20 protein-coding genes are annotated in these 19,420 nt (G+C 38.8%); 6 read left to right on the top strand and 14 right to left on the bottom strand.

The window, feature by feature from the left end; translation table 11 throughout:
- The first annotated feature begins 5 nt into the window (after positions 1–5).
- Both hutI and ACTJKN_RS21595 read left to right on the top strand, forming a co-directional pair.
- Positions 6–1,247: an imidazolonepropionase gene (hutI, locus tag ACTJKN_RS21600; protein ID WP_440827796.1), complete on the top strand. Its 1,242-nt coding sequence runs from the start codon at positions 6–8 to the stop codon at positions 1,245–1,247.
- Positions 1,240–2,199 carry a formimidoylglutamase gene (locus ACTJKN_RS21595; protein ID WP_440827795.1) on the top strand — a complete coding sequence of 320 codons (960 nt, stop codon included), beginning with the start codon at positions 1,240–1,242 and terminating at the stop codon, positions 2,197–2,199. Before hutI ends, ACTJKN_RS21595 begins: the two co-directional genes overlap by 8 nt.
- A gap of 243 nt (positions 2,200–2,442) precedes the next feature.
- Here the strand turns inward: ACTJKN_RS21595 and ACTJKN_RS21590 are convergent, their stop codons facing one another.
- The 10 genes from ACTJKN_RS21590 to ACTJKN_RS21545 all read right to left on the bottom strand — a co-directional run bounded on the left by ACTJKN_RS21590 (position 2,443) and on the right by ACTJKN_RS21545 (position 10,976).
- Complete coding sequence (locus tag ACTJKN_RS21590; protein WP_157255332.1) at positions 2,443–2,601, bottom strand: hypothetical protein; 159 nt, start codon at positions 2,599–2,601, stop codon at positions 2,443–2,445.
- 10 nt (positions 2,602–2,611) lie between these two features.
- The gene (locus ACTJKN_RS21585; protein WP_440827794.1) at positions 2,612–3,172 is read right to left on the bottom strand and encodes a 5-formyltetrahydrofolate cyclo-ligase; all 561 of its coding nucleotides are present in this window, start codon (positions 3,170–3,172) and stop codon (positions 2,612–2,614) included.
- A gap of 327 nt (positions 3,173–3,499) precedes the next feature.
- On the bottom strand, positions 3,500–4,060 hold the full coding sequence (gene efp / locus ACTJKN_RS21580) for an elongation factor P (RefSeq protein ID WP_029274299.1): 561 nt from the start codon (positions 4,058–4,060) through the stop codon (positions 3,500–3,502).
- A 131-nt stretch (positions 4,061–4,191) separates the two neighbouring features.
- Positions 4,192–4,752 (bottom strand): elongation factor P, encoded by a 561-nt coding sequence (gene efp / locus ACTJKN_RS21575; protein ID WP_055904075.1) that lies wholly within the window; start codon positions 4,750–4,752, stop codon positions 4,192–4,194.
- A gap of 461 nt (positions 4,753–5,213) precedes the next feature.
- Entirely contained in the window at positions 5,214–5,828 is a 615-nt protein-coding gene (locus ACTJKN_RS21570) for an ABC transporter ATP-binding protein (RefSeq protein WP_440827793.1), read from the bottom strand.
- 5 nt (positions 5,829–5,833) lie between these two features.
- Positions 5,834–6,316 carry a GNAT family N-acetyltransferase gene (locus tag ACTJKN_RS21565; RefSeq protein ID WP_440827792.1) on the bottom strand — a complete coding sequence of 161 codons (483 nt, stop codon included), beginning with the start codon at positions 6,314–6,316 and terminating at the stop codon, positions 5,834–5,836.
- A gap of 50 nt (positions 6,317–6,366) precedes the next feature.
- Positions 6,367–7,152 (bottom strand): acyl-ACP--UDP-N-acetylglucosamine O-acyltransferase, encoded by a 786-nt coding sequence (gene lpxA, locus ACTJKN_RS21560; RefSeq protein WP_029274294.1) that lies wholly within the window; start codon positions 7,150–7,152, stop codon positions 6,367–6,369.
- Positions 7,152–8,564 carry a bifunctional UDP-3-O-[3-hydroxymyristoyl] N-acetylglucosamine deacetylase/3-hydroxyacyl-ACP dehydratase gene (locus ACTJKN_RS21555; protein ID WP_057931046.1) on the bottom strand — a complete coding sequence of 471 codons (1,413 nt, stop codon included), beginning with the start codon at positions 8,562–8,564 and terminating at the stop codon, positions 7,152–7,154. Before ACTJKN_RS21555 ends, lpxA begins: the two co-directional genes overlap by 1 nt.
- Positions 8,554–9,630: a UDP-3-O-(3-hydroxymyristoyl)glucosamine N-acyltransferase gene (lpxD, locus tag ACTJKN_RS21550; protein WP_440827791.1), complete on the bottom strand. Its 1,077-nt coding sequence runs from the start codon at positions 9,628–9,630 to the stop codon at positions 8,554–8,556. Before lpxD ends, ACTJKN_RS21555 begins: the two co-directional genes overlap by 11 nt.
- Before the next feature lie 122 nt (positions 9,631–9,752).
- Positions 9,753–10,976, bottom strand: a complete 1,224-nt coding sequence (locus ACTJKN_RS21545) for an HD domain-containing protein (RefSeq protein WP_440827790.1) — start codon at positions 10,974–10,976, stop codon at positions 9,753–9,755.
- Between the two features lie 111 nt (positions 10,977–11,087).
- Here ACTJKN_RS21545 and ACTJKN_RS21540 point away from each other — a divergent pair, with 111 nt between their 5' ends.
- The 4 genes from ACTJKN_RS21540 (at position 11,088) to ACTJKN_RS21525 (ending at position 15,280) form a co-directional block, all read left to right on the top strand.
- Positions 11,088–12,641 (top strand): PglZ domain-containing protein, encoded by a 1,554-nt coding sequence (locus ACTJKN_RS21540; protein WP_440827789.1) that lies wholly within the window; start codon positions 11,088–11,090, stop codon positions 12,639–12,641.
- Between the two features lie 183 nt (positions 12,642–12,824).
- A complete protein-coding gene (tsaE, locus tag ACTJKN_RS21535; RefSeq protein WP_440827788.1) occupies positions 12,825–13,241 on the top strand; it encodes a tRNA (adenosine(37)-N6)-threonylcarbamoyltransferase complex ATPase subunit type 1 TsaE in 417 nt (138 codons plus the stop codon).
- A gap of 73 nt (positions 13,242–13,314) precedes the next feature.
- The gene (locus tag ACTJKN_RS21530; protein WP_440827787.1) at positions 13,315–14,541 is read left to right on the top strand and encodes an alanine dehydrogenase; all 1,227 of its coding nucleotides are present in this window, start codon (positions 13,315–13,317) and stop codon (positions 14,539–14,541) included.
- 55 nt (positions 14,542–14,596) lie between these two features.
- Positions 14,597–15,280: a M15 family metallopeptidase gene (locus tag ACTJKN_RS21525; protein WP_440827786.1), complete on the top strand. Its 684-nt coding sequence runs from the start codon at positions 14,597–14,599 to the stop codon at positions 15,278–15,280.
- 164 nt (positions 15,281–15,444) lie between these two features.
- Here ACTJKN_RS21525 and ACTJKN_RS21520 read toward each other — a convergent pair whose 3' ends face one another.
- The 4 genes from ACTJKN_RS21520 to ACTJKN_RS21505 are packed head-to-tail and all read right to left on the bottom strand — an operon-like array spanning position 15,445 to position 19,417.
- Positions 15,445–15,945: a histidine phosphatase family protein gene (locus tag ACTJKN_RS21520; protein ID WP_440827785.1), complete on the bottom strand. Its 501-nt coding sequence runs from the start codon at positions 15,943–15,945 to the stop codon at positions 15,445–15,447.
- A 38-nt stretch (positions 15,946–15,983) separates the two neighbouring features.
- Positions 15,984–17,030 carry an aminotransferase class I/II-fold pyridoxal phosphate-dependent enzyme gene (locus ACTJKN_RS21515; RefSeq protein WP_440827784.1) on the bottom strand — a complete coding sequence of 349 codons (1,047 nt, stop codon included), beginning with the start codon at positions 17,028–17,030 and terminating at the stop codon, positions 15,984–15,986.
- 1 nt (position 17,031) lies between these two features.
- Positions 17,032–18,057, bottom strand: coding sequence for a glycoside hydrolase family 18 protein (locus ACTJKN_RS21510; RefSeq protein WP_440827783.1), 1,026 nt, complete (start codon positions 18,055–18,057; stop codon positions 17,032–17,034).
- A 31-nt stretch (positions 18,058–18,088) separates the two neighbouring features.
- Positions 18,089–19,417, bottom strand: coding sequence for a D-alanyl-D-alanine carboxypeptidase (locus tag ACTJKN_RS21505; RefSeq protein WP_440827782.1), 1,329 nt, complete (start codon positions 19,415–19,417; stop codon positions 18,089–18,091).
- Positions 19,418–19,420: the final 3 nt, after the last annotated feature.

Genomic DNA, 19,420 nt, shown 5'->3' with positions numbered 1-19,420 from the left:
ACCAAATGTTAATCACAAATATAAAAGGCCTGGTGGGCTTACATTCCAAAGATAAATTAGTGCTGCGTGGCGGTGAATTAGATTCGTTACCTGTTCTTGAAAATGCCTGGCTTTTAATTGAAGATGATCTGATCAAGGATTTTGGAAAGATGGATTCAATCCCATCTCACATCTCAAATCTCTCCCCTCAAATCTCTGCAGAAGGCAGGTATGTTTTCCCTTCATGGTGTGATAGCCATACACACATTGTGTTTGCTGCTTCGCGCGAGGAAGAGTTTGCCATGAAAATCCAAGGCAAAAGCTACGAAGAAATTGCCGCGGCGGGTGGTGGGATTCTAAATTCGGCTAATAAACTCCAAAAAGCTTCGGAAGATGAATTATTTGAAAGTGCATCTGTGCGGTTAAAGCAAATGATCCGTCTGGGGACCGGCGCCGTTGAAATAAAAAGCGGGTATGGATTAACCACGGAGAGTGAAATCAAAATGCTCAAGGTGATCCGCAGGCTAAAAGATCAGTTCCCGATTCCCGTAAAAGCAACTTTCTTGGCTGCTCATGCTTATCCAGCTGAATTTAAAAACAACCATCAGGGATACATCGATTTAATTATCAATGAAATGCTGCCTCAAATAGCAGAAGAAAAACTGGCTGATTATATTGATGTTTTTTGCGAAAAAGGGTTTTTCTCTGTCGAAGAAACCGATCAGTTATTAAAGGCTGGTGCAAAATACGGACTAAAACCAAAAGTACATGCCAATCAGCTTTCCGTTTCGGGGGCAGTGGAAGTTTCTGTGCAAAATAGCGCAATTTCAGTTGATCACCTCGAAGAAAGTGATGAAGAAACGATCCGAACGTTAAGAAATGCTGATACCATTGTAACATTACTCCCTTCTTGTTCGTTTTACCTAGGTATTCCTTTTGCTGATGCCAAAAGCTTTATAAGAGCCGATTTACCTGTTGCTTTGGCTACCGATTACAATCCAGGTTCAACACCTTCAGGAAATATGAATTTTGTAGTGTCACTTGCGTGTATTAAAATGAAGATGTTTCCTGAACAGGCGATAAATGCTGCAACATTAAATGGTGCGGCAGCAATGGAGATGAGTGAAGATTATGGAAGCATTACCGTTGGTAAAAAAGCGAACCTGTTTATAACCAAACCGATGCCTTCAATAGCCTATTTGCCATATAGTTTTGGTGAAACGCAAATAGAAACGGTTATTTTAAACGGTGAAATTTATAATGGATAACCTTAAAATATATTCGCAGGGCGACATCGACCGTTTAATCATCGCTCGTGATGGCGAAACCAAACTGGGCGAAAAAGTTGCTGTCTTATCCTCATGGGATGAATTAGAAGGATCAAGTGCGAAATTTGTATTGTTGGGTGTTCCAGAAGACATCGGCGTGCGTGCAAACTTAGGCATTGCAGGTGCAGCCTCTATGTGGCGGCCAAGTTTGGTGGCTTTTTTAAATATCCAGAGCAATCGCTTTTTAAACGGAGAGGAGGTTTTGGTTTTAGGCCATTTCGAAATCGATGAGCCTGAAAATTCTTCCTTAATGGGTTTAAGGAACAAAGTAGCACAGATTGATGAGCTGGTTTATCCTGTAATTGAAAAAATAGTGGCTGCAGGCAAAATACCTATTGTAATTGGTGGTGGCCATAATAATGCCTACCCAATAATTAAGGGGACCTCTTTAGCACATAAAAGCCCAATAGCGGTTTTAAATGTGGATGCACATGCTGATTTAAGAGAACTGGAAGGTAGGCATAGCGGGAACGGATTTTCTTATGCGATAAAAGAAAACTACCTGAATAATTATTTCATGTATGGCTTGCATCAAAACTATAATAATGAAGCTATTTTAAATCAAATAGATTCGAACCCAAAGCTTAAGACTCTGTTTTTTGACGATATTTTAACCGGGGCTGACTTTACTGATATGGTGAATGAAATAGGTTCAGTTGCAGGTTTGGAAATCGATCTTGACTGCGTTCAAAATGTACTTTCCAGCGCCGAAACACCATCTGGTTTCGCAGTTAACGATATTAGAAAGCTGATTTTAACTAGCGCAAAGAAGTTTTCTTATTTGCACTTATGCGAAGGGGCAGCCCGAATGTTGGATGGGAGGGTGAGTAGGTTAACCGCTAAACTGGTTGCTTATCTGGTGAGCGATTTTGTTAAAGCACAGAGTTCTTAGGCCTTTTATCCTTAGCCACGGAGGCACAGAACGCACGGATTATTCCTGTGGTGAGTTGTTCGCCAAAGCCGTCATTTCGAGCAGGGTGTAACGTAACCGGGAAATCTGTCTCGAGCTACTTTTGATTTAGATCTCTCCGTTCCACTGCGTTCCAGTCGAGATGACGAAAAATCGGGGAAGAGTGAAGACTTTTTTATAAAGCACCCAGACCAAAAAATTAAAGGCCACTGAACTACTGAGCCCTTACAGGTGCTCAGCTTCGTACTTCTCACCAGCTTTCAGCATCAACTCAATCTGTTTCAGGTCTTCAGCAGTTAATTCCTCCTTTTCCTGTAACTCGAATACCGCAATCATATTGTCTTCGTATTGTTTTTCGGTTTTGATAACGATTTCCTGTGGCATGCTGGTAAGCTTAAAATTTTATAATTTCTGTTGGCGTAATGCAAAAATCCAACCTGATGTCGTGTTCATTTACATCATCGATTTTTTCAATAGCAGGGGACAAAGATAAGCCTATTTTTTGAGCATTTATATCCTGTAAAAAACGATCGTAAAAGCCCTTGCCATAACCCACCCGGTAACCTTGTTTATCGAAAGCTAAAAGCGGAATAACAACAAGATCTACTTCGCCCTCATGTAGGTTTCCTTTTTGCGGTTCCAGGATGTTATAAAGGTTTTTCCTTAAATCGCCTGCACCTAAATATTCGTGATTGGTCATTAAAGCGGTTTCAAAATCGGCTTTAGGTACAATGATTTTAATTTCTGGGTGATTTTTATTAAGCCATTCGATCAGTAAAAAAGTATTGGGCTCTTTTTTTTCGGTAATAGGCAAAAAAATGTGGAGGGTTTTAATTTGGCTAAAATCGAGCGATTTAAACTCATTTAAGAGGGCTTCGCTTAGGCTTTCGTATGCTGTGTCGCTCAGCAATAATCTTTCTTTTAGCGCTTGCTTTCTGATTTCGGCTTTTAACATAATAACAAAGATAATGTTTTTCAAACCTCGCAGGTTTCGAAAACCCGCGAGGTTTTGTGGCCTAAGATCTAAAGGCTTTGGTTAAATAAACCCGATAGCAGCGTAAAATCCGAAGGTGAGGCACGAGCCAAGGTTTTGAAGCGAATAGCGGGACTGTCGTAGCCCAAGCGCACGAACCTTGCTTTTCTAAAAAATGACCACCTTAGTCATCCTAGTACATCAAAGAAATACTGTTATTTGACATTATGGGTTTAAACCTCACAGGTTTATTAAACCAAAAAGCCACTGAAGTATTCACTTTAGTGGCTTTCATATATTTTAATCAAATTATTTTACACGCTCAACGTACTCGCCGGTACGGGTATCGATTTTAATTTTGTCTCCTTGGTTTACAAACATCGGAACTTTTACCTCAACACCGTTTTCTAATGTTGCAGCTTTTAATGCATTTGTAGACGTATCACCTTTAACAGCTGGCTCCGAATAGGTAATTTCGAATTCAGCAAAGTTTGGCAATTGAGCCATAATCGCTTCTTCACTTTCCATAGAAACGATAATGTTCATGCCTTCCTTTAAGAATTTAATAGCCGAACCGAATAGTGATTTCTCAACGTTAAACTGTTCGTAATTGTTATTGTCCATTACTACCAGATAATCACCTTCTTCGTATAAATATTGATAATCATTGGTTTCAACGCGGCAGATTTCTACAGCCTCGTCGGTATTCATACGTGCTTCAACAATTCTGCCCGATTTGATGTTACGGAATTTACCGGTGTAAAATGCTCCACCTTTTCCTGGTGTACGGTGATTCCATTCGTCAACAGTAACCAGCTCGTTGTTTATGCGAAGAATGTTACCTGTTTTAATTTCTGATGCTTTTGCCATATTGTGTTATCCTAAATTGGATTTATATTTCAGTTTTTCGTGACGGCAAAGGTAAAATTATTTTGATAAAAACCTATAAAGGTTTAAGGTATAAGGCTTAGGGTTTAAGAAAATTTAAACCTTCAACTATGCTATTTTACCCGCTCCATATATTCGCCGGTTTTGGTGTCAACTTTAACCTTATCTCCCTGGTTAATAAATAGAGGTACCCTAATTTCAGCACCGGTTTCTACGGTGGCATATTTTTGTGCACTGGTAGAGGTGTCGCCTTTTACAGCGGGTTCAGAGTAGGTAATTTCTAACTCTACGCTATTAGGAAGCTGTGCGACAATTGGTTCATCACTTTCAAAAGCGATGGTAACATTCATGCCCTCCTTTAAAAACTTAATCGAGTTTCCGAAAAGCAACTTGGGGATATTATACTGCTCAAAAGTGTTGTTGTCCATCACCACCAAATAATCGCCATCTTCATAAAGATATTGATAGTCGTTGGTTTCTACACGGCAAATGGTCACCTCTTCATCGGTCCGGAAACGATATTCTACAATTTTGCCGGTTTTTACGTTGCGCATGCGGGCCTGATAAAAAGCCCTTAAATTTCCTGGAGTACGGTGAATGTACTCTTCTACACTTACCAACTCTCCGTTAAAACGAAGCACATTTCCGCTTTTTACTTCTGATGCCTTTGCCATTTTATAATGAAATCTAGTTTTGTTAATTTTTGAGCACCAAAGTTAAAAAAAGGAATGATGATTTGGAAAGGAAAAACCGTAGTTCATTGGTTCAGTAGTCATTAGTTCATTGGTATTGATGCATTCGCATGATGATTCAGATTTTTGTCTTATTGACTATTCACCGAAAAAAATCCCGTATAAAAGAAATGCCTTTGGGAACCACTCCAAAGGCATAATCAACCTAAACCTCAAACTAAACTATGAAAAACTCTTTGCCTTTTACGGGCTATATATCTTGATTCCGAAACACGGAAATATGATCTTTTACTTGAAGAGATAAATTAAATAATTGTTTCTCTTTTTGGTGGTGCAAAGGTAAGTATAATATGTGAATTACAAAATGTTTTTTAAAAAATTTATTTTTAATACAAATGTATGACAAAAAAGACTAATTGTAAGTGGTAGGTTTTAATCTTAACTTACTTGTAATCTGATATTTGGATCTGTTTTGTGCAGAAATCGTATTCTTGTATTTGGTTGGAGCCAATTATCATTAGCCGGTCCTTCCCAAAATTCTCGATCAGTTCGCGGTACCAATTTATTCCCTGAACGTCTAAATTGCTCGTTGGCTCGTCTAAAAATAAAATTGGTGTATCGGTACAACATGCCAAAGCTAGTTTGGTTCTTTGCTTCATTCCCGATGAAAAGTACTTTATTTCTTTGTTAGCTGCTTTTTCTAATCCCAGTATGGTGATCAGCTTTTTTGAATCGAGCCCCGGAGCAAAATTTTTGAACTTAAAATGGAAATCAATGCTCTCTTTTAAGGTAAATGTTTCCACCAGTTCGAGATATGGTGCAGCCAGGCTGATGTATTTATAGATATTTTCTACAGAAATCTCTTTGGTGTCTGAGAATGAAATTTCTCCTTCGGAAGGAGATAAGCTGCCCGTTAAAACGCTTAATAAAGTCGATTTGCCAGAGCCATTGGGTCCTAATATTGCATAACTGTTACCAGAGGTGAATTCAGTGCTTAAATTCCTGAAAATCCACTCTTTGTTAAACCTTCTGCCAGCATTTTGTAAAGTGATATTCATTTGGGTTAAGCGCTAGGCGTTTGGAGTTTGGCGGTGATCGTTTTTATCATGCAAACGCTATTATCAACACCAATGTATTGCCCGTAGTTGGGCGTGATGTGATAACCCACCTTTTGGTAAAGTGCAATGGCCTCAGGCTGTTTTTTGCCTGTTTCTAAAACGCATGTAGTAAAACCGAGTTCAGCAGCCCAGTTTTCCAATTCATTTAAAACTTTAGCAGCTATGCCTTGCTTCCTATGATCTGGGTGTACAAACATTCTTTTAACTTCGGCTTCTGTTGCTGAAAACGGCTTTATGGCACCACAGCCAACAGCAGTTTCATTTTGATAAGCTACAACAACCTCTTTAATGGTATCAACCTTGTTAAATTGAGCATAAAAAGAATGGTCGTCACCATCTCTAACAGCTAAATCTTTATCCAATAAAGCCACCAAAGTCCTAAAATCGGTGTTGTCTGAATCGGTTCTGATTAGCGTTAAATCACTCATGAATATTTATTTGAATTTGTTTAGGCAATGGTTTTTACCCTCCACCTTAATTAGCTTCCCATTCCAAAGCCCTTCATTACCCCACGGTTAGAATTACGGATAAAATCTACAATTTCATCACGGATTTCCGTTGGTTTAAATTCAGCCTCGATCATGTCTAAAGCTTTAGTTACATTATTGTGTTTTACGAAAAGTACACGGTAAATCTCTTGGATCTCGTCAATCTGTTCGTTGGTAAAACCTCTTCTACGCAAACCAACAGAGTTGATGCCCGCATAAGAAAGTGGTTCGCGCGCTGCTTTAACATAAGGAGGAACATCTTTACGTACTAATGAGCCACCGGTTACGAAAGCATAAGAACCCACTTTAACAAACTGATGTATTGCAACCAAACCTGCCAAAACAACATTGTTTCCAATGGTAATGTGGCCAGCCAAAGTAGTACTGTTCGAGAAAATGCAGTTGTTGCCAACTTCACAGTCGTGCGCAATATGCGAGTATGCCTGAATTAAACAATTGCTACCGATAGTGGTTTTCCATTTATCTTTTGTACCTCTGTTAATGGTTACACACTCGCGGATAGTCGTATTGTCGCCAATTTCTGCGGTGGTAACTTCACCGGCAAATTTTAAATCCTGTGGCTCGCCAGAAATAACAGCACCAGGAAAGATGCGGCAGTTTTTGCCGATACGTGCACCATCCATAATGGTTACGTTTGATCCGATCCAGGTTCCTTCTCCAATTACAACGTCTTTATGTATCACTACAAAGGGTTCGATTACCACGTTTTCGGCAATCTTTGCCTGCGGATGTATGTATGCTAAAGGTTGTATCATTATTGGGCGGGTTCTGCTTGTTTAATTTTTGAAATTTGGGCCATCATTTCGGCTTCGACAACGATTTTTTCGCCAACCATACCTACGCCTTTCATCTGGGCAATACCCCGTCTGATCGGTTCAAGTAAATCGCAACGGAAAACAATAGTGTCGCCAGGAAGTACCTGAGCTCTAAAACGTACGTTATCTATCTTTAAGAAATAAGTTAAATAATTTCTAGGATCTGGAACGGTACTTAGTACTAAAATACCGCCAACCTGAGCCATTGCCTCAATTTGGATTACACCCGGAAAAACCGGTGCGCCAGGGAAGTGACCTCTAAAAAACTCCTCGTTCATGGTTACGTTTTTAACACCAACCACGTGGTTTTTCGAAAGCTCTAATATTTTATCTACAAATAAAAATGGTTGACGGTGCGGCAAAATGTCCATAATCTGAACAACATCATATAATGGCTTTGCACTCGGATCGTACACCTTTTGTATTTTTTTGTTTTTCTCTTTTTTAATCGCTGCTTTAATTTTTTTGGCAAAAGCAACATTTGCTGCGTGGCCAGGGCGTGCAGCCATAATGTGGCCTTTTAAATGCATGCCAACCAAAGCTAAATCGCCGATCATATCTAATAATTTATGACGGGCAGGCTCGTTTTGGTAACGCAGTTCCATGTTGTTCAGAATTCCCTGTGGGGCAACATCGATATCTTTACGGTTAAATAATTTAGCAAGGTGGCTTAATTCATCTTTGGTAACCTCTTTATCTACAATTACAATGGCGTTATTTAAATCGCCACCTTTAATTAAATTGTGTGATAACTGGTATTCCAATTCGTGTAAGAAACAGAAGGTACGGCAAGAAGCAATTTCTTTCTTAAACTCTGCAATGGTATTAATACCGGCGTGCTGGCTGCCCAAAACAGGAGAATTATAATCGATCATACACGTAAAACGATAGTCGTCTAACGGCATGGCTACAATTTCTACTTTTCTATCTTCTTCGGTATAGGTAATGTTATGTGGAATGGTGAAATATTCGCGATCTGCATTTTGCTCAACTGTACCAACTTCTTCCAGTAAATCAACGAATTGGATAGAGCTCCCGTCCATAATTGGAGTTTCTGGCCCGTCTAATTTAATTAGTACGTTATCGAGGTCCATACCAACCAGGGATGCCATTACGTGCTCTACAGTGCTCACGCTGGCGCCATTTTGGGTAAGCGTAGTGCCTCGTGAAGTATCGGTAACGTTATCTGCATCGGCTTCGATAATCGGGTGGCCATCTAAATCAATACGCTGAAATTTAAAGCCATGATTTTCGGGGGCCGGGCAAAATGTTAAAGTAACATTAGCGCCTGTGTGTAAACCAACACCAGATGCTGATATTTCTTGTTTAATCGTTTTTTGTCTAACGTTCATTGTGTATTGTATTCTTTTCCAGTTCAGCTGTAAGCTTTTTCAATTCCTGTTCGAGCGCGTTTATTCTTTTTTCTACATCTGGAAGATGTTTGAAAATTACTGAGGCACGCATCCAGTTGCGCAATGGTTGCGCCGGACTGCCATGCCATTGTTTATTTTCTTCTGTAATATTAAAATTAATACCGGCCTGTGCGCCAATCTGAGTACCCTTAGCCAATGTTAAGTGTCCGGCTATACCAACTTGACCGCCAACAACACTGTTAGGGCCAATTTTTGTACTTCCTGATATGCCCGACTGTGCGGCTAAAACGGTGTTCTCGCCAATCTCTACATTGTGCGCAATCTGGATCAGGTTATCAATTTTTGCACCTTTCTTTACAATTGTTGATCCCATAGTTGCACGATCTACAGTTGTATTTGCGCCAATTTCTACGTCATCTTCGATTATAACGTTTCCAATTTGAGGGATTTTATTGTAAGTGCCGTCTTTTTGCGGGGCAAAACCAAAACCATCGCTTCCGATAACGGTATTGGAATGAATAACAACCCTGCTGCCAATTATTGAATTGTGATAAATTTTTACACCTGGAAAAAAGGTACTGTTTTTGCCGACTTTAGAATTCGCGCCGATAAAGGTTTGCGCATTTATTTTACAGCCGTCTGCTATTTCTACATTTTCGGCCACATAGGCAAAAGCATCTATAAATACGTTTTTGCCAATTTTCGCTGTAGGGTGAACGAATGCCAGTTTATCAATTCCAGATTGTGCAGTCTGGGCATTAATGGCTTCATTATATTTATCCAACAAGATTGTAAAAGCGCTATATGGATTTTCTACACGTATTAATGTACTGGTATAGGGTTGCGTAGGGGCGAAATCTTTTGATACGATAACGACTGACGCCTGAGTAGAATACAAAAAGTTTTCGTACTTAGGGTTCGAAAGAAAAGACAAAGAGCCTTCCTTTCCGTCTTCTATTTTAGAAAGTTCGGTAACGGCTACATCAGGGTTACCATCAATGGAACCGTTTAGAAACTGACTTATCTGCGTGGCAGTAAATTGCATCGTACAAAGGTATATGTTAAATTGATATGAACAAAAAAACCTGCTCGGGTTAAAGGGTGTATATTTTACACAATAATAAGACTTAAAACGGCACTAAAAGTTAAATATTTTGTTAAATAACCTTAAATCCCTCTGGGGTAGCAGAGGATATATTTCTCTACAGTTTTTTGCAGCGACTCGAGATTAGACAAATCAGACGCCTTCGCAATATCAACAATATCGTTATTTTTCATCAAAATCTTGATATTTCCAACCCCTGCGTTATATGCGCGGTTTTGAATCGAATCGGTAAAAACAAAATACCTTGCTTCCTCGGGTTTGATTTCTAACAAATTAACAGCCGCATCCTGTAAAAAAATTACGCGATCGAGATTGGCCATTTCGTTGCCCATCTCTACCTTATAAAGATTTCTGGAAGTAAGCATTTTACATAACGTAGACAAAATTTTATCGGGATGTTTGGCCCAAACCTTAACTGCTGCATAAATGTCCTGGTCATCCAGGTTGGTAAAATGTTCGAGATTTTCGTGCTGTGCAAAGAAATTGTCCTCGTTGATATCGTTTTTTAAGAAATAATTTAATGATGGTGAAGCAAATAAATCGGATCCAGCAGCTGATAATTCTTTTGCACGCTCTAATAGCTTTACCAAAATCATCTCGCCAGCAATAACGGTTTTGTGCAGATAAACCTGCCAGTACATCAGCCGGCGGGCGATTAAAAATTTCTCGATAGAATAAATGCCTTTCTCCTCAATCACCAGATCATCATCGTAAACGTTAAACATTTTAATGATCCGGTCGAAACTGATTACGCCTTCGCTAACACCCGTAAAAAAGCTATCGCGGTTTAAATAATCCATTCTATCGAGATCTAACTGACCGGAAATCAGTTGATGTAGAAATTTTTTAGGATAGGTGCCATTAAAAATTTCGATGGCATGAGTTAACCGCCCATCAAAATGCACATTTAAATCGCGCATCAGTTTTGCCGAAATATCTTCGTGCCTAATTCCAGTTACCAAAGAATGTTCTAATGCGTGCGAAAAAGGGCCATGGCCGATATCGTGCAGTAAAATGGCCAAAATGGCGGCTTCCTCTTCACCATCCGTTATGGTATGCCCTTTACTTTTTAAAAGATTTATGGCCAGACTCATTAAATGCATGGCCCCTAAAGCATGGTGGAAACGCGTGTGTAATGCACCTGGATAAACCAAATGAGTCATTCCAAGCTGTTTGATGTACCGCAAACGTTGGAAATAAGGATGTGAGATCACATCGTAAACTAATTCGGACGGGATACTGATGAAACCGTATACCGGGTCATTTATTATTTTCTTCTTGTTCAATCGTTAAAAATAGTTAAATAGATAGATACGGTACAAAAATTGCTATTTTTATTTATAGTTTGATTTACCTGCCACAATTAAAAGGCAATACTTACCTATTTTTACAATAACATGCAAGAAACTAAAATATTATGGGCCGATGATGAAATCGACTTATTAAAACCTCATATATTATTGCTCAATGATAAAGGTTACCATGTAACTACATTTACCAATGGGAACGATGCGTTGGAGGCATTTGGAAAAGCTCATTTTGACCTGGTTTTTTTGGATGAAAATATGCCGGGGATGAGTGGGATTGAAACCTTATCGGCCATTAAAAACCTGAATCCAGATGTTCCTGTTGTGCTGATTACTAAAAGTGAAGAAGAAAATTTGATGGAGGATGCGATTGGTAGTAAAATTGATGATTATCTGATTAAACCTGTAAACCCTAAGCAGGTTCTGTTAACCATTAAAAAACTGATTGATAACAAACGCCTGGTAAGCGAGAAAACTTCTATGGCTTACCAACAGGATTTCCGCCGATTGGGTATGACACTGGGCGACAGGCTGAATTACGAAGAGTGGGTGGATGTGTATAAAAAAATCGTTTTCTGGGAACTTGAATTAGAGAAACTGGATGATCCGCAGATGCATGAGATTTTAACCATGCAAAAACAGGAAGCGAATACACAGTTCACTAAGTTCATCGAAGAGCATTATCTCGACTGGATTAAAAATAAAGATAAAGCCCCCTTGCTTTCTAATGAGCTGTTAAAGAAAAAAGCCTTCCCTCATATTAACGATACCACACCTGTCTTTTTTATTCTGATTGATAATTTACGTTACGATCAGTGGAAAATCATTAATCCGCTAATATCTGAATATTTCAGGATCGATGAAGAAGATATGTACACAAGCATTTTGCCAACAGCAACGCAATATGCCCGTAACGCCATCTTTTCGGGAATGATGCCTTTGGATATGGAGAAACGTTTCCCTCAGCTGTGGCAGAACGATGATGATGAGGGTGGAAAAAATATGCATGAAGAAGCTTTTCTGGCTGATAACATTAAACGTAGTTTAAGAAAAGATTGTAAATTCAGTTATAATAAAATACTCACTTTTGAGCAGGGGAAAGATCTTGTTGATCAGACCAATAACTTGTTGCAGAACGATTTCAATGCCATTGTATTCAACTTTGTTGATATGTTAAGCCATGCCCGCACGGATATGCAGATGATCCGCGAACTGGCCAATGATGATGCCGCTTACCGTTCGTTAACCTTATCTTGGTTTGAGCATTCGCCACTTTGGGACTTATTGAAAAAAATCTCACAGAAAAAGGTAAAAGTAATCATTACCACCGATCACGGAACCATCCGTGTTAAAAAACCGGTTAAAGTAATAGGCGATAGAAGCACAAACACCAATTTAAGATACAAGCAAGGAAGAAACCTTAATTTTAATGCAAAAGAAGTGTTTTTGATTAAAAATCCTCATGATGCGTTGTTGCCTAAAATCAACATCAGCAGCAGTTATATTTTTGCGAGAGAAGATAGTTATTTCGTTTATCCGAATAATTACAATCAGTTTGTGAATTATTATAACGAAACCTTCCAGCATGGAGGCATTTCACTCGAGGAAATGATTATTCCGGTGGTGACGTATTCACCGAGGTAATGAATAGAATTGAGATAATAGATTTGAGACATGAGGCTTGTCATTTTCAATAGGACCGTCCTCCTGAACTTGTTTCAGGATCTGTCACGATGGTAGGGTCTTCGACAGGCTAGACTGACAAATTACAAAATAACCAGGCAAAAGCAATGCAATTATGTATTACTTTTGCCTTTATTTTTTAAAATGGATATCGAAGTTAACAGTTTAGCCGATTTACCTGCTGTTGCACAGCAGCTTTCAGATTTTGCCAGTGGCCAAAAAGTCTTCATTTTTGAGGGTGATATGGGTGCTGGGAAAACAACCTTCATTAAAAATTTCTGTAAACATTTAGGTATTGATGATGTAGTTTCGAGTCCTACCTATTCTATCGTTAATGAATATGAAAGTCCTAAGGGCCCGGTTTTCCATTTCGATTTTTATAGAATAAAAGATATTCACGAAGCTTATGATCTGGGCTACGAAGAATATTTTTATGGTGGTGGCATTTGTTTAATAGAATGGCCTGAGCGAGTAGAAGAGTTACTACCCGAAAAACATATTAAAATTGAGATAAATGTGCTGGATGAAAACCGCAGATTATTCAAATTTTCGAAGGTATAACAATTAGTTATCAATAAATTAACAGATTTTCCTTACCTTGAACAACCTAAAACTATCAAAATTTTAATTCAACATGGCTACAGGATTACGCGAAGGAATGGCCGATATAGCTCGTCAGGGTTTACTACAAACGCAAGAGGCAAAGCTAGAAACCAGAAATAAAAAAAACAGTCTATACATAGGAATACCCAAGGAAATTTCTTTCCAGGAAAATAGAATTGCATTAACCCCTTTATCTGTTGCATTATTGGTAAATAATGGGCACCGTGTTGTGCTGGAAAGCGGAGCCGGCATTGGGGCTAATTTTTCTGATACTGAGTATGCGGAGCAGGGCGCTAAAATTGCCTATAACAAAAAAGAAGTTTTCGATGCAGATATCCTGGTGAAAATTGCACCACCCATGTTGGAAGAGATTGAGATGATGCATAAAGGGCAAACACTTATTTCTTCGCTGCAAACCGGAACTTTAAAGCAGGACTATTTGAAAGCGTTGATGCATAAAAAAATTAACGCACTATGTTTTGAGAATCTTCGTGATGAAGGTAATGTACTCAGCGTAGTACGCGCCATGAGCGAAATTGTGGGGTCGACCTCTATTTTAATTGCTGCAGAATATTTGAGCAATGTAACGGGCGGAAAAGGTTTAATGCTTGGCGGCTTTACTGGCGTTCCTCCAACAGAGATTGTAATTTTGGGCGCAGGGACGGTGGGCGAATATGCCGCCAGAACAGCTTTGGCATTAGGAGCCGAGGTTAAAGTTTTCGATAGCTCCATTTACCGCTTACGCCGCCTTCAGAATAATTTAGGAAGCAGGGTATTCACTTCGGTAATGCAACCTATTGTGTTGAATAAGGCTATTGTAACCTGCGATGTAGTAATAGGCGCCATTAGAGCTACCCACGGACGGAGTCCATGCATAGTAATGGAAGAAACGGTTGCCAGGATGAAACCACATTCGGTCGTAATTGATGTAAGTATTGATCAAGGGGGCTGTTTTGAAACTTCTGAAGTGACAAACCATACCAATCCGGTATTTAGAAAATACGATGTAATTCACTATTGTGTGCCAAATATTGCTTCGCGTGTACCAAGAACAGCATCTTATGCTTTAACGAACATTTTTGCTCCTATTTTATTGGATATTGGTGAGTTTGGAGGTTTAATGAACATGGTATGGAATAATCCAGGCATTCGTGAGGCGCTTTATATTTACCAGGGTAATTGTACCAATAAAGATCTCGCTGATATGTTCAGTCTGCCATTTAAAGACCTTGAATTGTTGGTCGTTTCGAATCAGTAGAACATAATCCGTCATTGCGAGGAGGAACGACGAAGCAATCTAAATATAGACGTTTATGAAATTCAATTTATTGATATTTTTTCTCATTATTTCTCTTTCGGGTTTTTCCCAAAATAAACCTTCCGCTATAAAAAAACTGGTGGTGGTGAGTTCCTATAATCAATACCTGGCATCTATAAAAACTGACCCGAATAACGAATTGGTTGAAATCAAAAAAGCCATTCCAAATATAAAATTAGATATCCGCTACGCCACTAAGAATAATTTTATGCAGCAGGTAATGTATAAACAGGCAAGGGCTTTTGCCCGAAAACCAGTAGTAGAATCGTTAAAAAAAATCCAAAAGGAACTAAATAAAAAAGGCTATGGCTTGAAAATATTCGATGGTTACCGGCCTTATGCCATTACCATTGAGTTTTATAAAAAGGCCAGTGATAAAAACTTTGTGGCCAATCCGGCAAAGGGATCTAAACACAACAGAGGTTGCGCGGTAGATTTAACATTGATCAATTTAAAAACTGGTAAGGAAATACCAATGCCGACACCTTACGATAGTTTCTCGGCTGCCGCTGCCGCAAAATATGAAAAGGTATCGCCAGAGGCTAAAAAGAACCGCGATTTTTTAATTGCAATAATGGGTAAATATCAGATGAATGTACTGGAGAATGAATGGTGGCACTACGATTTTTCGGGCTGGAAAAACTACGATTTAATGGATATTCCCTTCGAAAAACTTTAGTGGCTAGTTGGGTTCATTAGGCAGGGGAGCTTGGTTGCATTCTCTCCAAGCGGTTGTCAGTCTGAGCGTAGTCGAAGACTTCTGGAGCATTTCCGTGGTGTAAGATGTTACCATCTTACACTAAATTTAGCTCTCCAATTGATGGTAACGCCTAACATCACAAACTACAAATGATGCGGCCTCCCGTATTGTTCCATTTTTACCTTCGCTTTATCCTCTTTTACAGCCAGTTCAAAAATGTAATCGTAATCATCATCTGTTAATTCCTCTTTAGGTTTTTTGCCGCCAAGGGCTTCAATAATCTCGAGAACGGTATTAGAATGGCCTGCTACAATAATAGTTTTGCCAGTATAATTGGTTTTAATGCTGTCTACAAGCGATTTAATGTCTTTATAATCGATTACCTTCGGAACCACCAATGAATCCAATGTTTGGTGCGTTCTTTTTGTTGGCGTGGCAAAAGCAACATCAAATTTTACCTTTTTTAGGTAGGTTGCTAAATCTCCCGCTCTTACTCTTCCTTCATCAGAGAGATTAGGGTTGGTATCCTGTGGGTTCGATTTATCTTTTTCTGCGTGCCTAACAATCCAAACTGTGGTAGTTTGTGCTGAAATTATGTTGGCAAAGAGAAGCGTTAACGACAGTAATACAAGCAGTTTTTTCATGTTATAAATATTGAAAAATTAATTGGATAAGAAAAGCTTTAAAAAGATATGGCAGCGATTAGGTTTTCAATATCCTCCTTTTCATGCCAGGCAGAAAGCACTATACGGTTTAAAGTTTCGTCGGTAGGGTTCGGATAAGGGAAAGACGAAATCAGAACCTGCTTTTGCAAAAGACGTTGTGAAAAATTTACATCACCCAGTAGATATACAGGGAAATCACATTCGTGTTTCCAGGTAAGATTAGCTGCTTTTTCAAGCATTACCATGTTGTTTTTCAGTTTATTTAGGGCCTTTCTATATATATCTTCTGCATGGATAAATGCATAAAGTGCGGCCGGACTAGATGGAGAAGCGCCAATAAAGGTATTCGTACTTTTAAGTTTATTGATTATTTTATTGGAGGCCAAAACAATTCCCGCATCTACACCCAGTGCTTTTGCCATAGAGGCAACCACTACATTTTCGATATTTTCTTGTTTGGGAAGATTTACCATGGCACCCATACCATCATTGTTTACGCCTATTCCATGGGAATCGTCAACAATAAGGATTATATTTTTATCCTTACGGATCTCTTTTACAAAGTCGAAGTCATAAATTTCGGGTACCAGATTATTCATGGAATTACTAATCAATATCCAGGTTTTTTCTTCAGATGAATTTATTTTTTCAATCGTTTCCTGTTCCCAATCTTGAAATAATTTTACGTTTTTGGTTTGATTTTCTACTAACCAAAGTGCAGGGTGTGCTGCAGGGCCATAAATTACTTTCCCTAATCTGGATAAATCCTTAACGGTAAGCTGCGCAGCTAGATATCCGCTTGAAGTAATTAGCGCAGCTTCTACTCCATACCGTGCTGCAGCTACTTTTTCAGCATCATCATAAATGCCAAGCTGAATGTTGTTGGTACGGCTTGTTCCGTTATTTAAGCCGAATTTTTTAATCCCTTCGATATACAGATTAATAAAGTCATGGTTTTTAGGAATGCCCAAATAAGCCGTCCCTCCAAAATATAAATAGGTGTTTCCTTCAATATTTATGTGGTTATAAAAAGGTTGATCAATCGATTTAAAGTTTGGCTTCATATTAATTGTAGTTTCTTCCAAGCTCATCATTTGCAGCACGGATAATAGATTTATCGCTATTGTCATCATGGTAAAATTCCCAGAACATGATTCCATTTGCAATATCTTTGGCGAGTTTAGCTTTTTTCTTGGTGGTTATGGTTCCATTAAAGTAAAATTGAACGCCATCAATTAATGCATTATCTAAACTCACATCAGCCCCCGCTGTTACAAAATCGCGATAGGCCTTAGCCGAGTTATTGGCATTTTTACCATAAGCCGGAATACCCAGAACGGCTTTCTCCTTTGGCATACCGCGGGTGTTTAACCAATAATTTAAACTGGCAACGGCCATGTTATAGGACGCATGCTGTATAGGCTCATTTTTATCCCAGCCAATGCCATCATACACCATAATATTAAAGAAATCTACAGCAGGAAAAACTTCCGATTTTAATCCATCCCGAATACTGCCGGCGTATACGCCAGGGGTTATGGCCGCACTTAAAAATTTATGGTATTTGTGTAGCGAATCTGAAAGCTCTTTCATTAACAACACGTAATTATCTGCAGATCCATCGCTGGTGCTTGGATATTCCCAATCCATATCTACGCCGTCCAGATTATTTGTTTTGGCAAAAGTTAGCACATTTTTTACGAACAGGTTTCTGGCCGTTGCAGATGCCGCCATGCTTACAAAAATACTTTGCGTACCTGATATCGAAATGCCTGTTTTAACGCCATTTGCCCTTGCTTTTTGCATTACGGTTGTAAATCGACCGGGTTGTTCCAACGCAGCTAAACTTCCATCGGTATTGGGATTTAGAAAGGCATAAAAGAGGTGCGTAATCATTTTGAACTTCGAATCGGCAACACTGGTTGGATCCCGGTAACTTGGGAAATAGCTTACAATTTTAAAGCTATTGTCGGATACATATGGTGTAGTAGGGGTAGGAGGTTCTGTGGGCCCTGTTATAGGATCATTTTTCTTACAAGATGATATAATGAGCATGGTAGAGATGCCAATCAATAGGTAGAATTTTTTCATAGGTTAGGTGTTATTTGATGTTACATAATGCTTAAAAAGTATTGTGTATATAAGTGATTATCCTCACCATTTCTGCGCGTACCTCGGCAGTTGGTTTTACAAAGCTGTTGTTCATGAAAGAATAAATGTACGTTTTACCCTTTTTTGTGAGTACATATCCACTTTGATTATGAACGCCACCGAGCGAACCTGTTTTTCCGAAAACAAAAGGTTTATCGGTTTTAGGGTAAGCGTTCTTTAAAGTACCACTTTTACCGCCTGCTGGCAACAGATCAAAAAGCTTTTCCGGATTGTTTACCAACCTGTAAATGGAATCAAGGAGGTATACATTATCACGCGGCGTAAATAAATTCTGACGGGACAAACCAGATCCATCAGCCCATTTTACTTTATCAGGCAAAAAAGAAAGGTAGTTTTTCGTAATATAATCAATGGCTTTTATTGTACTCAATGTATCGCCAATCTGATTGGAGCAAACCAATAACAAATGTTCGGCGATAAAATTATCGCTGGGTAGCATCATGTGTTTTAAAACTGAATCACGCTTTGCGCCCGATAAAGTTTTAGCATACGATGGTATTTTTAAGTTTATAATGCCGACAGGTTTGTGCAGGGTATCTGCTAATATTTCGACGGTAGCCTGTGTACTGGTTTTATATGGGTTTTGCTGATTGTAGCCCGGTTGCACTGAAACAGCGGGATAATGAAAGCGGTTGCTTAAAAAATCTCTGCTTACCTGAAAACTACCTGTTTTTTTTGTAGAATCAACTTCAAAACAGGAGGCAAAAACCTTTGGTTCAATATTGATTTTATTTGGACTGGCATAAGTAGAAGTAACCATGTTATCCATAATAGGCATTTCGGTAATTTCGGGCTGATAATAATAATCGTAATCATCCCACGACCAGCCATCGCCAAAAAAACTACCAGAATATCGTCCGGGAGAAAAGAATAGTTTTTTGTTCGAAGCCAAAAGAAAATTGTAAGCCGATTTATCTTTTACTGCAAATTGTAAAAAAGCCGGATCGCCTGTACCCCAAAAAATCAATGAATCATTACGTTCAATATATTTTAAAGCTGGCATCAAATCTGGCAGCATTTTTAAGCTTGCAAAAAAAGTACAAAGTTTCGTGTTAGATGCTGGGGTGAAATACTTATCGGCATCTTTCTGAAAAATCATTTTTTTATCTGCGGGATTGTAAAGGGCAAAGCCAACCTGATATTGTTTGATTACCTGCGAATTTTTAAATTCTTTAGCTACTTTTTTTGAAATGATTTTATTGGTTGAGCAACTTGTTAACAAACAAATAGATAGCGCAAATACAGGAAAAATAAAATTATGATTTTTTAAGGGAAACATGTT

Source organism: Pedobacter sp. 22163 (assembly GCF_052045595.1).
GTDB lineage: Bacteria > Bacteroidota > Bacteroidia > Sphingobacteriales > Sphingobacteriaceae > Pedobacter.
This window is presented reverse-complemented; position numbering and strand designations above follow the sequence as displayed.